General features: G+C 70.9%; 11 protein-coding genes. 4 read left to right on the forward strand and 7 right to left on the reverse strand.

All coding sequences use genetic code 11. The features are described from left to right. Positions 1-39 precede the first annotated feature (39 nt). A complete protein-coding gene (locus tag DSY14_RS13080; protein WP_307851210.1) occupies positions 40-582 on the forward strand; it encodes a hypothetical protein in 543 nt (180 codons plus the stop codon). A 97-nt stretch (positions 583-679) separates the two neighbouring features. Here the strand turns inward: DSY14_RS13080 and DSY14_RS13085 are convergent, their stop codons facing one another. Next, positions 680-2,476, reverse strand: coding sequence for a phosphoenolpyruvate carboxykinase (GTP) (locus DSY14_RS13085; protein WP_211716812.1), 1,797 nt, complete (start codon positions 2,474-2,476; stop codon positions 680-682). A gap of 488 nt (positions 2,477-2,964) precedes the next feature. Then, on the reverse strand, positions 2,965-3,867 hold the full coding sequence (locus DSY14_RS13090; protein WP_211716802.1) for a universal stress protein: 903 nt from the start codon (positions 3,865-3,867) through the stop codon (positions 2,965-2,967). A 232-nt stretch (positions 3,868-4,099) separates the two neighbouring features. On the opposite strand from DSY14_RS13090, the gene DSY14_RS13095 reads away from it, so the two are divergent. Continuing rightward, positions 4,100-4,831, forward strand: a complete 732-nt coding sequence (locus DSY14_RS13095) for a DUF998 domain-containing protein (RefSeq protein ID WP_211716803.1) — start codon at positions 4,100-4,102, stop codon at positions 4,829-4,831. A gap of 10 nt (positions 4,832-4,841) precedes the next feature. Here the strand turns inward: DSY14_RS13095 and DSY14_RS13100 are convergent, their stop codons facing one another. The 3 genes from DSY14_RS13100 to coaA all read right to left on the reverse strand — a co-directional run bounded on the left by DSY14_RS13100 (position 4,842) and on the right by coaA (position 10,057). After that, entirely contained in the window at positions 4,842-6,479 is a 1,638-nt protein-coding gene (locus tag DSY14_RS13100) for a tetratricopeptide repeat protein (protein WP_211716804.1), read from the reverse strand. A 128-nt stretch (positions 6,480-6,607) separates the two neighbouring features. Then, positions 6,608-8,752: an AAA family ATPase gene (locus tag DSY14_RS13105; protein ID WP_211716805.1), complete on the reverse strand. Its 2,145-nt coding sequence runs from the start codon at positions 8,750-8,752 to the stop codon at positions 6,608-6,610. A 399-nt stretch (positions 8,753-9,151) separates the two neighbouring features. Next, complete coding sequence (gene coaA / locus DSY14_RS13110; RefSeq protein ID WP_211716813.1) at positions 9,152-10,057, reverse strand: type I pantothenate kinase; 906 nt, start codon at positions 10,055-10,057, stop codon at positions 9,152-9,154. 332 nt (positions 10,058-10,389) lie between these two features. Here coaA and glmS point away from each other — a divergent pair, with 332 nt between their 5' ends. Next, complete coding sequence (glmS, locus tag DSY14_RS13115; protein ID WP_211716806.1) at positions 10,390-12,243, forward strand: glutamine--fructose-6-phosphate transaminase (isomerizing); 1,854 nt, start codon at positions 10,390-10,392, stop codon at positions 12,241-12,243. A 184-nt stretch (positions 12,244-12,427) separates the two neighbouring features. On the opposite strand, the gene DSY14_RS13120 is transcribed toward glmS, so the two are convergent. Then, positions 12,428-12,787 (reverse strand): STAS domain-containing protein, encoded by a 360-nt coding sequence (locus tag DSY14_RS13120; protein WP_211716807.1) that lies wholly within the window; start codon positions 12,785-12,787, stop codon positions 12,428-12,430. A 151-nt stretch (positions 12,788-12,938) separates the two neighbouring features. After that, on the reverse strand, positions 12,939-13,469 hold the full coding sequence (locus DSY14_RS13125; RefSeq protein WP_211716808.1) for an ATP-binding protein: 531 nt from the start codon (positions 13,467-13,469) through the stop codon (positions 12,939-12,941). A 357-nt stretch (positions 13,470-13,826) separates the two neighbouring features. On the opposite strand from DSY14_RS13125, the gene DSY14_RS13130 reads away from it, so the two are divergent. After that, on the forward strand, positions 13,827-14,681 hold the full coding sequence (locus DSY14_RS13130; protein ID WP_374224007.1) for a helix-turn-helix domain-containing protein: 855 nt from the start codon (positions 13,827-13,829) through the stop codon (positions 14,679-14,681). The last annotated feature ends 20 nt before the right edge of the window (positions 14,682-14,701 follow it).

The following is a 14,701-nucleotide window of genomic DNA, read 5'->3' on the forward strand; positions in this document are numbered from 1 at the left end:
TTCTCAGCACCCTGATCGCACCCCTCGGAGGACCTTTCCGTGCCCACCAGCGCCACCGCCGGCAGCGTCGTCGCGCGACTGACCTCCCTCGCCGCGGCGACCACCGCCTCGGTCCTCCTCGTCCCCTCCACCGCCGTCGCCGCGGACGACCGGGCCCAGAGCTCCTCGGTGGAGTTCATCGTCACCGACGAGGGCTCCTACGAGGTCGGCGCGGACGTGGAGAGCCTGGGGGACTTCCTGGACGAGAACCCCGAGTACGTCGCGGCCGTGGCGCGTCCCGAGGAGGTGGGGACCCTGGCCTCCGACACGGCGGCCCTCACCCACGGGACCCTGAGGATCCGGACCACCGACTGCGCCACGGCGACGGTGACCTACACCAAGGTCTCGGGCGGTCCGATCACCGTGGAGCCGCGGATCGGACAGATCGGCCGCCTGGAGCGCAAGGGCGATCCCCGGGTGGTCTCCTCGGGCGGGTCCGCCTCCTTCACCACGGGGATCTCCTCGATCGGGAACGTCCAGGGGCGCATGCACGTCTCCGAGCAGGGCACGACGTTCCGCACCGACTTCGTCGGGTGCCGCTGACCGCACACGCCGCAGGGGGCGCGGGCGCCCGTGCGCCCGCGCCCCCTGTCGTCGGCCGCTCCCCGGTGCGCGGAAGAGGGGAGGCCGACCCGGATCGCTACTCGCCCAGTCGGTCCAGCAGCGCGTGGTACTCGTCCCAGAGCTCGCTCGGGAGGTCGTCGCCGAAGGACCGGAAGAACTCGGGGACCAGGGCGGCCTCCTGCTTCCAGACCTCGGTGTCGACGTCGAGGACGAACCTCATGTCCTCGTCGGTCAGGTCCAGGCCCTCGGTGTCGATGCCACCGGGGGTCGGCAGGTGACCGATGGGGGTCTCGACCGCGTCGGCCCGACCTTCGAGGCGCTCGACGATCCACTTGATGACGCGGCTGTTCTCACCGAAGCCCGGCCAGACGATCGCGCCGTCGGCGTCCTTCTTGAACCAGTTGACGTAGAAGATCTTCGGCAGCTTGGACTGGTCGGCCTGGCGGCCGAGCTTCACCCAGTGGGCGAAGTAGTCGCCCATGTTGTAGCCGCAGAACGGCAGCATCGCGAACGGGTCGCGGCGCAGCTCGCCGACGGAGCCCTCCTGGGCGGCGGTCTTCTCGGACGAGACGTTGGCGCCCAGGTAGACGCCGTGCTGCCACCCGAAGGACTCGGTGACCAGCGGCACCGCCGTGGCGCGACGGCCACCGAACAGGATGGCCGAGATCGGCACACCCGCGGGGTCCTCCCACTCGTCGGCGATGGTCGGGGCCTGGCCGGCCGGGGTGGTGAAGCGCGAGTTCGGGTGGGCGGCGGGCTCACCGGACTCGGGGGTCCAGGGGCGACCCTTCCAGTCGGTCAGGCCGGCCGGGGCCTCCTCGGTCAGGCCCTCCCACCACACGTCGCCGTCCTCGGTGAGCGCGACGTTGGTGAAGATGCTGTTGCCCCACAGCGTCTCGACCGCGTTGGCGTTGGTCTTGGCGCCGGTGCCCGGCGCGACACCGAAGAAGCCGGCCTCGGGGTTGATGGCGCGCAGGCGGCCCTCGGCGTCGAAACGCATCCAGGCGATGTCGTCACCGACGGTCTCGACCTTCCAGCCGGGGATCGTCGGCTGGAGCATGGCGAGGTTGGTCTTGCCGCAGGCGCTGGGGAACGCGGCGGCGACGTAGTGCGACCGACCCTCGGGCGAGGTGACCTTGAGGATGAGCATGTGCTCGGCGAGCCAGCCCTCGTCGCGGGCCATGACCGAGGCGATGCGCAGGGCGTAGCACTTCTTGCCGAGCAGGGCGTTGCCGCCGTAGCCGGAACCGTAGGACCAGATCTCGCGCGTCTCGGGGAAGTGCGAGATGTACTTGGTGGAGTTGCAGGGCCAGGCGACGTCCTGCTCGCCGAACTCCAGCGGGGCGCCGACGGAGTGGATCGCCTTGACGAAGTCGCCGCGCTCCTCGATGAGGCGCAGGGCGGCCTCGCCCATGCGGGCCATGATGCGCATGGAGACGACGACGTAGGGGGAGTCGGTGATCTCGACACCGAGCTGGGAGATGTCGCCGCCGAGGGGGCCCATGCAGAAGGGCACCACGTACATGGTGCGGCCGCGCATCGCGCCCTTGAAGACCTCGCCGAAGGTGGCGCGCATCTCGGTCGGGTCGATCCAGTTGTTGGTCGGCCCCGCGTCCTCTTCGCGCTCGGAGCAGATGAAGGTGCGGTCCTCGACGCGGGCGACGTCGCTCGGGTCGGACTTGCAGTAGAAGCTGTTGGGTCGCTTCTCCGAGTTGAGGCGGAGGAACGTCCCCTGCTCGACCAGCAGGTCGGTGAGACGGGTCCACTCCTCCTCGGAGCCGTCGCACCACACGACCTCGTCCGGGCGGGTCAGCTCGGCGACCTCACGAACCCAGGAAACGAGCTCCTCGTTCTCGGTCGGGGCGACCCCCACATCGATACCCACGTCAGCAGTCACAACGGCTCCTCTTCGAATGACGAGATCCCTCGCATCATGAAGGACGACGAGCGCAACTGACCAATTGGTCTAGGCCAGTGGTCTAAAACTGTGGGGCACAGGAGGCGGATTCCGCTGCACAGCAAGGGGTTCGGAGTGTCGAGGAAGGTGCGCGCACGGGGGCTAAACAGAACCTTCACGGCCCGGCCGTCGGCCGTTTTCCCCGGTCGGACGGGGCCGCACCGCTCCACAAGCGACACGCGGTGCTGTTCGTCACACGGCACGCGGCGGGGTCCGCGGGGCCTCTCTAGACCTGTGCCGGACCGCGCCGCCGACGACCTGCGACATCGCACGACACCGGTCTCCGGCGTTCGGAGACCCGGGCAGAGCGGGGTCGCGCGGACGGACGCCCCTCCGCGTCCCCTTCGTGTCCCGCGGCGCGGACCTCCGGTGTCGGGACCGAGCGGCACCCGGGCCGCCCGGACTCACCGCAGTATGGCCACCGGCCCTCGGGCACCGTGCAGGACGGAGTGGCTCACCGATCCCAGCAGCAGTCCGCGGAACCCCCCGCGACCACGTGACCCCACCACGATGAGGTCCGCCGGTGTCGCCTCCTCCAACAGGGCGACCACCGGATGCGCGCGCACCACGCGCGTGTGCACCCGCACGTTGGGCCGGACCAGGCGCAGATCCATCAGTTCCTCGTCGAGGGCCTGACGGGCCGCCTCCGCGGCGGTGGCGTCGTCGAACAGCTCCGGCGGTATGGGGCCCGTCGCGGCGGCGAAGGCCACCAGGGGCTGCCACGCGCTGACGGCCACCAGGTCGGTGTCGGCGAACTCCGCCTGGTCGAAGGCGAACTCCAGGGCGCGACGGCTCGGCTCGGAGCCGTCGACGCCCACGATCACGCGGCTGCGCACCCCGTGCGCGGCGGCGTGGGCCCGGGGCAGCACGATCACCGGCACCGGGGCACGGGCGGCCAGTTCGATGCCCACCGATCCCACGAACGCGGCGGCGATCCCGCTCAGGCCGCGCGAGCCCACCACGACCGCCGCCACCCCCGGCTCGGAGGCCTCCGCGACCAGGGCCTGCGCGGGCCGGTCGAACGACAGCCGGGTGCGCACCGCCAGTTCGGGGAACAGGCGCGACACCCAGTCATGGGCGTGGTCGAGCAACCGCCGCGCCCCCGCCCCCTCGGCCTCGTCGGCGGGATGCTCGACGGTCGGCCACACACCGAATCCCTCCGTGGCCAGCGGGCGGGCGGCCGCGACGACCGACACGCCCAGACCCCGGAGCATGGCCTGCTGCGCCGACCACTCCAGCGCGTGTCTGCTGGAGTCACTACCGTCCACCCCCACGACCACCCATCGCGTCGTGGTTGCGCCGTTCATCCGCGTGCGCCCTTTCCTTCGGTCCCGCCACCGGCGTGACGTTCGGCCCCGCCGGTGTTCCCGTGGTGTTCCACGATGATGCCGCCCGAACACGCACCCGTGGATAACAGTGCCGCCGCGAGTTGGGTGACGTAGGGTCCCAGAACAGTCGGTGTCCCCGTGGGAACGGAACGTACGGGCGCCACGATGCGTCCGAGAGAGACAGAAGAGTCATCGGCGGATGGGGGACACGATGCCCTACTCGAACACCGGCACCCTGCACTGGGACTACCGCGACGGACGGGTGGCCGCGGTGGTCGCCGCCGTGGTCTACAGCATGTGGACACTGGAGGTCGTCTTCCCGGTCGGGCTCAACGCGGACTCCGGCGCGCTCGCCGACCCCGATTCCACCTTCGGTCGCATGTTGGAGAGCGCCCACCGCACCGCGGCGATCCTGGTCATGCTCGCCGCCGGTCTGGGGCTGGCGTTGGGCGCCAAGCGCCCCCGCCGCTGGTTGACGGTGTCGTGGTGGTCGATGGCGGTGTTCGGCGCCGCCGCCCTGGCCACGTCGCTCCTGCCCGGACGGTGCGTGGTGTCCACCGACGCGGCGTGCGCGGTGGAGTCCCTGGTGGAGGGGGTCGGCGGGGCGACCGTCGCCCAACCGCCGCTGGCCGTGATCGCGACCCTGGCCGCGCTGCTGGCGGCGGCCGCGCTCACCTGGGACCAGCGGCGCGCCGGGGAGCGCGCCTGGCCGCTGTTGGCACTGGTCACCGCGGTGCAGGCGGTGGCCGCGGTGGTCGTCCTGGTACTCGCCGCCGGTTTGTACCTGTCTTCGGGGGACGGTTCCCCGGGGGTCGCGCTGGGGTGGGCCGAACGCTTCCACCTGGTGACGGTCGCCCTGTGGTTGCTGGCCGTGGGCGTGACCCCCGGACAGTGGAAGCGGGGACGCCTCACGCGGGGCGTCGCCCCCCGGAAGCCGGTGTGAGCGGCCACGTTCATACCGCCGGACCGACGTCTCCGCGCCCGGGGGCGTCGCCCTCCCTCCCCGCGACCAGGCCCAGCCACTCGGTGTAGGCCTCCAGGGCCGCCCGGGTGCCGGGGGCGTCGTCGCCCAGGGTCTCCACACAGCCCCGGTACAGCTCGCCGAGTTCGGTCAGTGCGGTGGACTCGTCCTCGCGCAGGGTGATGAGCAGCGCCCGGAACATCACGGTCAGACCGTGGGTGGGGCCCAGGGCCTCGTCGAACTCCGCGAACAGACCGGTGAGGGCCCGCCACTCGAATTCCTCGGACAGGTCGGCGTCCGCGGCCGACCGCAACCGGACCACCAGGGTGTTGGGATGGGTGGGCCCCAGGATCCGCTCCCAGGTCCCGCACAGCTCCCGATAGACGTCGAGGGCGGCGGGGTCGCCCCGCCCCTCCAGGACCTGCGCCCGGGTGAACAGGGTCGAGTGGTGGTCGTCCCCCCGGTGACGGCGCAGACGCGGCAACAGCTCCTCGGACTCGACCAGTGCCTCCTCCAGTTCGCCCGCGGTGACCCGGGAGGCCACCAGGAGGAAGCCGGCCTCCAGGACGTCGTCGTGCTCCTCCCCCAGCACCCGTCGCAGGTCCGGCAGGGTCCGCAGCAGCTCCGACCGGGTCCGGTCGGTCTCCCCCAGCAGGAACAGCAGGCGTGCGCGGCCGAACCGGGTGAGCACGGTGACGCGGTGGTCACCGGGCAGGGACCGGGCCAGGTCCGGCAGGAGCCGCTCGTAGTCGTCCTCGGCCCGGAGCAGGTCGCCCGCCTCCGTCCGGTAGTGCGCCAGCAACCGACGCGTGTTGAGGACCTCCCGGTCGCCGGGCGGCCGGGCCGACCGCCCGGCCCGCAGGAGGTGGGCGCAGGCCCGAGCGGCGCCCGCCGGGTCGCCCGCCTCCGCGTGCGACCTCACCGACCGGACCAGGGCCGCCAGGGTGTCGGGGTGGTCAAGGCCTTGGACGCGTTCCCGTGCGGCCACCTCGTCGACGCAGACCCGCGCCGCCCGCTCCGGGTCGCCGGCGGCGGAGTACCAGCGCACCAGTTCGGTACGGCTCTCCATGACGTCGGGATGGTTGGGCCCCAGCGCGCGACGCTGTCGGTCGAGCAGGTCGGCGTAGGTCTGGGCCGCGAGATCGGGCCTGCCGGTCTTGCCGGTCCACCAGGCGTACCGCTCCCGGGCGGCGAGCGTGCCGGGATCGTCGGCGCCCCGCGCCTGTTCGAGCAGGTCGGCGAGGCGACCGTGGGCGTCGGCGGCCAGGTCCACGAGGTCGGACTCGCCCCACAGCCGGGCGATCTCCGCCTGGAGGGCCAGCATGTGCGGATGCAGCGGGCCCGCGCTCGCGGACAGTTCCCCCAGCGCCCCGGTGAGGTCGACGGCCGCCCCCACCGGGTCGTCCTGTCGTTCGACGCACAGAGCGGCGTGGACCCGCACCGACAGGGCCTCCGGGTGGTCGGCGCCCACCCGGTCCACGAGTTCCCGGTGGAGGTCGCGCAGGTCCCGGACGGCCCGCTCCGGATCGTCGCTCCCCGCACGTTCCACCGCGCGACGCAGACGCCGGTCGAACGCCGGGTCCCCCGTGCCCGTCGGCCTCCTGAGATCGTCGAGGACGACTCCCCGCATGTCCGCTCCCCCCTTCACGTGCGTCCTTCGCACCCTGTCCGACGGGGAGGAGCGCCGTGGGGTTGCGCACGATCCGGTCGTATCCGCCCCGGATCGACCGCCCGCGCCACCCCGACCACCCGGTGACGTCAGGCGAGTTCGGGGGGTAGCGGCCGGGCGTGCACGACGTGCAGGGAACTCACCGCGCGGGTCAGGACCACGTAGAGCCGGTTGGCGCCCCGTTCCTCGGCCTCGACGATGGCCTCGGGTTCGGCCACCACCACGGCGTCGAACTCCAGCCCCTTGGCCAGGCTCGCCGGGACCGCGATCAGGCGGGAGTCCTCCAACCCGACCTCGCCCAGCAGGGGCGCCTCCACGCCCTCCGCGCTCAGGGCCTCCCGCAGCGCGGGGAGTCGGTGGTCGGCGGCGATCAGCCCCACCGACCCCTCGCCCCGCAGGGCACCCCGGCAGGCCTCCGCCAGGGTCGGGACGAAGTCCTCGGCGGCCGGGGTGATCCGCAGCGCGCCCGGTGATCGACGGACCGCGCTCGGCGCCCCCAGCCCCGGGGCGATCGTGGGCAGCAGGCGGGCGGCGAAGTCGATGATCTGCGCGGGCACCCGGTACCCCCGGTCCAGCACGTGCAGGTGGCCGGTGGGCTCGCCCAGGAGCTCCAGGAGCGTCGACCAGTTCCGTGCCGCGGAGGGGCTCGTTCCCTGGGCGATGTCGCCGAGCACCGTGAGCGAACCGGAACCGCTGCGCCTGCCGATGGCACGACACTGCATCGGGCTCAGGTCCTGGGCCTCGTCCACCACGATGTGACCCATGCCGGTGGGGCGTTCGATGAGCGCGACCGCCTCGTCCACCAGGGCCAGGTCCTCCTCCGACCACCGCGCGGACTTGGGGCCCCGCGGGCGTCCGGGCAGCAGCAGGAGGGCCTGCTCCTCGGGGGTGAGGAGCCCGTCCGCGGCGCGGGCGAGCCGTTCCGCGTCGGTGAGCAGTCCCAGCACCATCGTGAGCGGGTCGACCTTGGGCCACAGGGCGGTGACCGCCGAACGCACCGCGGGGTCACGGCGCACCCGCCCGTGCGTGCGGTCGTCGCAGGTCCGCCCCTCGGCCTCCATGAGCGTGAGGATCACGTGCGCCATGCGGTGGGAGAGCATCTCGCGCCCGGCCCCGTAGGCGATCCCACGTTCGGCCAGTTCGGTCAGGAGGGGTCGCACGTCCTCGGGGTGGAGGCGCCATCGACGCGACCCCTCGCGGACCATGACGGTCTCCTCGGGGTCGCACAGGTTCGACCACAGGTCACGGCGGAGCACCTCGGCCATGACGGCCGACCCCTTGACCCGCGCGGCCGCCGGCGTCTCCACCCGGCGAATCCATCCGTCGGTGTGCCGAGAACGCGCGGGCAGGTCCCGGGTGAGCAGGTCGACGACGGTCGTCTGGTGGACGTCCACCTCCCCCAGGGCGGGCAGGACGTCGCGGATGTAGGACAGGAAGGACCGGTTGGGGCCGATGATCGCCACACCGGTCCGGGCGAGCCGCTCGCGTTCGGTGTAGAGCAGGTAGGCGATGCGGTGCAGGCCCACGGCGGTCTTGCCGGTGCCGGGCGCCCCCTGGACGCACATCGTCGTCTCCAGCGGGGCACGGACCAGGTCGTCCTGTTCCGGCTGGATGGTGGCGACGATGTCGCGCATGGGCCCGGTGCGCGGACGTTCGATCTCCGCCCCGAGGAGGTCCCCGGTGGTGGCCTCGGGGTCCGGGCCCAGGAGGTCCTCGTCCTCGAAGGCCGAGAGCAGGGCCTCGGGTGCGCCGTCGGCGTCGGTGACGGTGGTGAACCCGTAGCGGCGGCGGGAGAGCACGCGCATCCGGTCGGCGGGCGAGGCCCGGTAGTAGGCGATGCTGATGGGCGCGCGCCAGTCCAGGACCATGGGGCGGCCGTCGGCGTCGTAGACATGGCGCCGACCGATACGGATCCGGTCGGGTGCGTCGGCCTCCGCGGGGTCGGCCTCGTCCTCCTCGTGGTCCTCCAGGAAGACGGTGCCGTGGTCGAAGTCCAGGCGCCCGAAGTACAGGGGCGTGTCGGCGAGGTCGACCAGTTCGGCGATGCGTCGCCGTCGGGCCAGGTACAGGGCCTCGTCGTTGAACTCGTCCTTGGCGTGGCCGCTCATGACGAGTGCGGAGCCGCGCACCCCCTCGTACATCCTGCGCAGGGCGGCGCGGGCCTCGGCGAGGTGGCGGCGCTCGGCGTCGAGTTCGGGGTGTGCGGGCACGGTGATGGGATCGGTTGCGGTCATCGACGGACCTCGGATGTCGGCGGGACAGGACGCGGCTTCGCGCGTGCGCGCGGTCCCGCCCCGGTCACCGTGAAGGCCCGGTTCGTTCCGATCCATGAGCGCGCAGCGACGACCCCGTGGGGGTGTGCGAGGCCGAAGAGGCGAGCCTACCCCAGGGACCACCACGGTGACCGGGAACGCGGACGGCCCCGCGGCGCGTCGACCGGCGCGCGCCGTGCGGGCCCCAGGGGGACCGGGCACACGCCGTCCGGGCCCGGGTGGGCCGGCCCCGCCGTACAGGGGACCGACGACCGACACCCCGCCCGGACCCGCGTCCACCGGCCCCGCGTCCACCGGCTTCCGGGGACCGATCCCACGTGGGCGGGCCCACGTCGGCCGGCGGCGGGGTCGGGCGCGCCGTCAGGTCTTGCGCAGCCGAACCCGACTGACGCGGTGGTCCTCGCCCTTGAACAGGACCAGGGTGGCGCGTCCCCGGGTCGGACGGATGTTCTCCAGCAGGTTGACCTCGTTGACGGTCCGCCAGGTGTTGGCGGCGAACTCCAGGGCCTCGTCCTCACGGATGGTGGTGGCCATGTGGTGGAAGTAGGACCGGGGGTCGGAGAAGGCGGTCCGGCGGAGTTCGCGGAACCGGTCCAGGTACCAGTTGCGGACGTTCTCGACCTTGGCGTCCACGTAGATGGAGTAGTCGAAGAAGTCGGCCACGGCCAGGCGTCCGGCGGTGGCGGGCTGGAGGACGTTGATGCCCTCGACGATGAGGATGTCCGGGCGGTGCACGGTCTGGCGTTCGCCGGGCACCACGTCGTAGTGCAGGTGCGAGTAGACGGGGATGTCGAGGCGGTCGGCGCCGGCCTTCATCTCCGACACGAACCTCACCAGGGCCCGGCGGTCGTAGCTCTCCGGGAAACCCTTGCGGCGCATGAGCCCCCGGGACTGCAGCACGGCGTTGGGGTAGAGGAAGTTGTCGGTGCTGACCAGTTCGACGTCGGGATGGTTGGGCCACTGGGCGAGCAGCGAGCGCAGGAGCCGCGCGGTCGTCGACTTGCCCACGGCGACACTGCCGGCCACCCCGATGATGAACGGGGCGGGGCGGCCGGTCTCCCCGAGGAAGGCCCGCACCGCCGCGTGCCGCTGCTGGGTGGCGCCCACGTAGAGGTTGAGCAGCCGGGACAGAGGCAGGTAGATGTCGCTCACCTCCTCCAGGGAGGTGGGGTCGTTGGTCCCGCGAAGCTCGTTGAGGTCGGCCTCGGTCAGGGACAAGGGTGTGGAGGCGCGGAGTGCGGCCCAGGCCGGGCGGTCCAGCTCCACGTAGGGTGAGGAGAAGCCGTTCTTCGTCGCGTGAGACACGGTTGACCACACTAGACGAGCCGCTCTCCCACTCAGGGCAGGTGGCCCCCGATTGGCCCACCTGGGGCGGGAACGTGCCCGAAACCACACGTTCACGCTCCCGACTCCGAAGGTTTTTTGGCCGGGTTCGGGCGGAGTGGAACCGGTACCACTCGTGGTCCGTACCAGTGCCCCCACCTGCGCGGTCCACCCCCCATGATCCAAATGGTCTATACCGTTACCTGGGAAAACGACCAGTGGTATGGGCCGGTGGTTGGTCGATTCAGCGCACCTTTTCGCCTACGCTGGCGGCCATGTGCGGAATCGTTGGCTACGTCGGGCCGCAACCGGCGCTAGAGGTCGTCGTGGACGGCCTCGCAAGGTTGGAATACCGCGGATACGACTCCGCGGGAGTGGCCGTGCTGGGCGAGGGCGCCCTGAACACGGAGAAGCGGGCGGGCAAGCTCGCCAACCTGCGTCTGGCGCTGGAAGAGCGCCCCATCAGTGGTGACGGTGCCGGAATCGGACACACCCGTTGGGCCACCCATGGTGCCCCCAACGACGTGAACGCCCACCCCCATGTCGACAACGGCAACCGGGTCGCGATCGTCCACAACGGCATCATCGAGAACTTCGCCGCCCTCCGGCTGGAGCTGGAGGAGCAAGGCTGCAAGTTCCTGTCCGAGACCGACACGGAGGTCGCCTCCCACCTGCTCAGCACGGAGCTGGACCGTCGTGGCGACGGTGACCTGGCCGCCGCGATGCGCTCGGTGTGCACGCGCCTGGAGGGCGCCTTCACCCTGGTCGCGATCTCCACGGACGACCCGGACCTGGTCGTCGCGGCCCGCCGCAACTCGCCGCTGGTCGTCGGCCGCGGCGAGGGGGAGAACTTCCTGGCGAGCGATGTCGCGGCGTTCATCGCCCACACCCGTCAGGCCGTCGAGCTGGGCCAGGACCAGGTCGTGGAGCTGCGCGCCGACTCCGTGGTCGTCACCGACTACGACGGTGTGCCCGTGGACGTGAACGAGTACCACGTCGACTGGGACGCCTCCGCCGCCGAGAAGGGCGGCTACGACTACTTCATGCTCAAGGAGATCGTCGAGCAGCCGCGCGCGGTCGCCGACACCCTCCTGGGCCGGGTCTCGGTGGACGGCCAGCTCACGCTCGACGAGATGCGCCTGTCCCCGTCGGACCTGCGCGCGGTCGAGAAGATCGTCATCATCGCCTGCGGCACCTCCTACCACGCGGGTCTGATCGCCAAGTACGCGATCGAGCACTGGTGCCGCGTCCCCTGCGAGGTGGAGGTCGCCAGCGAGTTCCGTTACCGCGACCCGATCCTGGACCAGCAGACCCTGGTCATCGCCATCTCCCAGTCCGGCGAGAGCATGGACACCCTGATGGCGGTCCGCTACGCCCGTGAGCAGCGCGCCAAGGTCCTGGCGATCTGCAACGTCAACGGTTCCACCATCCCGCGCGAGTCCGACGGTGTGCTGTACACGCACGCCGGCCCGGAGGTCGGGGTGGCCGCGACCAAGACGTTCCTCACCCAGCTGGCCGCCTGCTACCTCATCGGTCTGTACCTGGCGCAGGTCCGGGGGATGAAGTTCGGCGACGAGATCAACGCCGTCATCGCCCAGCTGGCGACCATGCCCGAGCAGATCGAGAAGGTCCTGGACACGGTCGACCCGGTCCGTGAGCTCGCCCGGTCGCTCGCCGACGCGGACACGGTGCTGTTCCTCGGCCGCCACGTGGGATACCCGGTGGCGATGGAGGGCGCGCTCAAGCTCAAGGAGCTGGCGTACATGCACGCCGAGGCGTTCGCCGCCGGCGAGCTCAAGCACGGTCCGATCGCGCTCATCGAGGACGGTCTGCCGGTCGTGGTCGTGGTGCCCTCGCCCAAGGGGCGCAGCGTCCTGCACGACAAGATCGTGTCGAACATCCAGGAGGTGCGCGCCCGGGGCGCCCGCACCATCGTGATCGCCGAGGAGGGCGACGAGTCGGTGCGACCGTACTCGGACGTGCTCATCGAGATCCCGGCGGTGCCGACCCTCCTGCAGCCGATCGTGTCGACGATCCCGATGCAGGTGTTCGCCTGTGAACTGGCCCTGGCCAAGGGCAACGACGTCGACCAGCCGCGCAACCTCGCCAAGAGCGTGACCGTGGAGTAGGGACGTCTCTCGCGGGGCGTGTCGCCGGGATCCTCCGGGCGGCACGCCCCGTTCGTCCTTCCGGGGGTCGCGCACGACGGAACGACCGGGCGTGGGCCTGGGGCGAAGACGTACCGGGGCGGACTTCCTCCACCGACCGTGGAGGGACCGAGGGGTGAGCGGCGCCGATAAGGACGGGCGCGCGTCAGCGGGCCGCCAGGGCCGCGTGGGTGGCGCGGGCGGTCTCGGTGTCGGGGTGGGTCGGCAGTACACCGTTGAGGTCGAGCACGTCCAGGATGCGACGGAGCTGTCGGGGCGGGCTCGCGAGCAGGAGATGGCGCTGACGGGCCGCGGCGAATCGGGCGGCGCCGATGAGGGCGTTGACCCCGGAGGCGTCCATGAAACCCACCCCGGAGAGGTCGACGACGGTGCACCCCTCGGTGACGGCCTCCGTTAGCCGGGCGAAGACGCCCTCCGCGGTGGCGATGTCGATCTCACCGTCCACGCGCACGATGGTGCTGCCGTCGCAGGGGAAGTGCTCCCGGTCGGAATCCAGTACGGCCACGCCTCACTCCCACGGTTCGAGGTCTGTGGGGTTCGTCTACCGCTGTCGGTCGAATACCGACATGCGTTGACAGCCTACTCGCCTCGGGGAGTCGTGCCGTTGCCTCATGATCCGGCGCGCGGTTCGGATATGGGCAAGCGTGTATTCGAGGTCAGAGCTGTTCCGGGCCGCACTCGGCCCAGACGACCTTTCCGTGTCCCTCGACGGGATTCCATCCCCATTCGCGCGCGAATGCGGCGACCAGTCCGAGGCCGCGACCGGATTCGGCGAATTGATGGGCGGAGACCCGCATCGGCCCTCGTGGTTCGGGGTCGGCGACCATGCAGGCCACCGCGTCGACCGAGGGCAGGGGGCGGAGTTGGACGAGGACACGGGTCTCCTCGGGGACCCGGCCGGCGACGGCGTGACGGCAGGCGTTGCCGACGAGTTCGGACACGATGAGGCAGAGGTTCTCGGCGACCTCGGTCATGCCCCACTCGGTCAGGCTGTGCGAGACGAAGCGGCGTGCGGCTCCGACGGAGGTGGGGACCGCGGCGTAGGCCTGGGCGGCCATACCGAGCCCGAGTGTGCCCTCGCCGATCCTCAGGTCGCTCAGGACCCCGTCCCACCATCCCCGTGGTAGCGCCGGTCGCCCCCGGGATGCCCCGGCGTGCAACTCCGAGGGCATCAGCTCTGCGTTCATCACGGTCCTCACGGGTGATGTCGGTTCACGCGTCGGCTTCCACAGCGCCCTGAGTCGCTTACAGACGTAAGACACAGATGCACGTGCAGATCAACGTTCGGCAACTCTATAGGAAGCGCCACCCTTATTGATAGGGGGTCGCACGAAGAATTCACCTTGATCGCCATCGATTCGAAGTACGGGACCTTGGTCCTCCGGCGAATCGGTAGCGAACCCTGTCGAGGGAAGAACAGCATCGGTATACTGAGCGGTCGCTCGCGCCAAAATCACTCCAAGGGAGGCCAAGTGGGAGCCGATCCCGTCGAGAACCACCAGGCCACACAGGATTTCCTGGCCAATTCCAGTGGTGGCCCCACCGTGTTGCGCATTCTGCTGGGCACACAGCTCAGACGACTGCGCCAGGAGAAGGGCATTTCCCGTCATGACGCCGGATACGCGATCCGGGCCTCCCACGCCAAGATCAGCCGAATGGAGCTCGGCCAGGTCAGTTTCAAACGCCGGGACGTCGACGACCTGCTGAAACTCTACGGAGTCGACGATCCGGAACAGCGCGAGGCGCTCCTCGGTCTGATCTCCAGCGCCAACGCCCAGGGGTGGTGGCACAAGTACGGTGACGTGCTGCCGCAGTGGTTCGGCGTCTACGTCGGCTTAGAGGAGGCCGCGTCGGTGATCCGTACCTTCGAGGTGCAGTTCGTTCCCGGACTGTTGCAGACCGAGGGCTACGCCCGGTCCGTCATCCGGCTCTCGCGTACCGCCACCTCCGACGAGGACGTGAACAGTCGCGTGAAGATGCGCATGCATCGGCAACGGCGTCTGAGCGACGGGCCCGACGCGGAGGTGCCCGCACCGCGACTCTGGGCGGTGATCGACGAGGCGGTGCTGCACCGCCCCTACGGTGACGCGTCGGTGATGCGCGAGCAGATCGAGCACCTCATCGAGATGGCGCGGCGCCCCAACATCACCATCCAGATCGCCACGTTCGCCATGGGCGGCCACCCGGCCGCGGGCGGCCCGTTCAGCATCCTGCGTTTCCCCACGCCGCAACTTCCGGACGTGGTGTACCTGGAGCAGCTGAACAGCGCGCTGTACTTCGACAAGTACGACGACACGAACAGCTACGCGCAGACCATGGACCACCTCGCCACGCAGGCGCCCCTGCCCCTGGACACCGAGGACATCCTCAGGAGCTTCCTCAAGCGTTACGACGGCTGACCACCACCCCAGACCCCGAC

It is taken from the genome of Nocardiopsis sp. MG754419 (genome assembly GCF_018207095.1).
GTDB lineage: Bacteria > Actinomycetota > Actinomycetes > Streptosporangiales > Streptosporangiaceae > Nocardiopsis.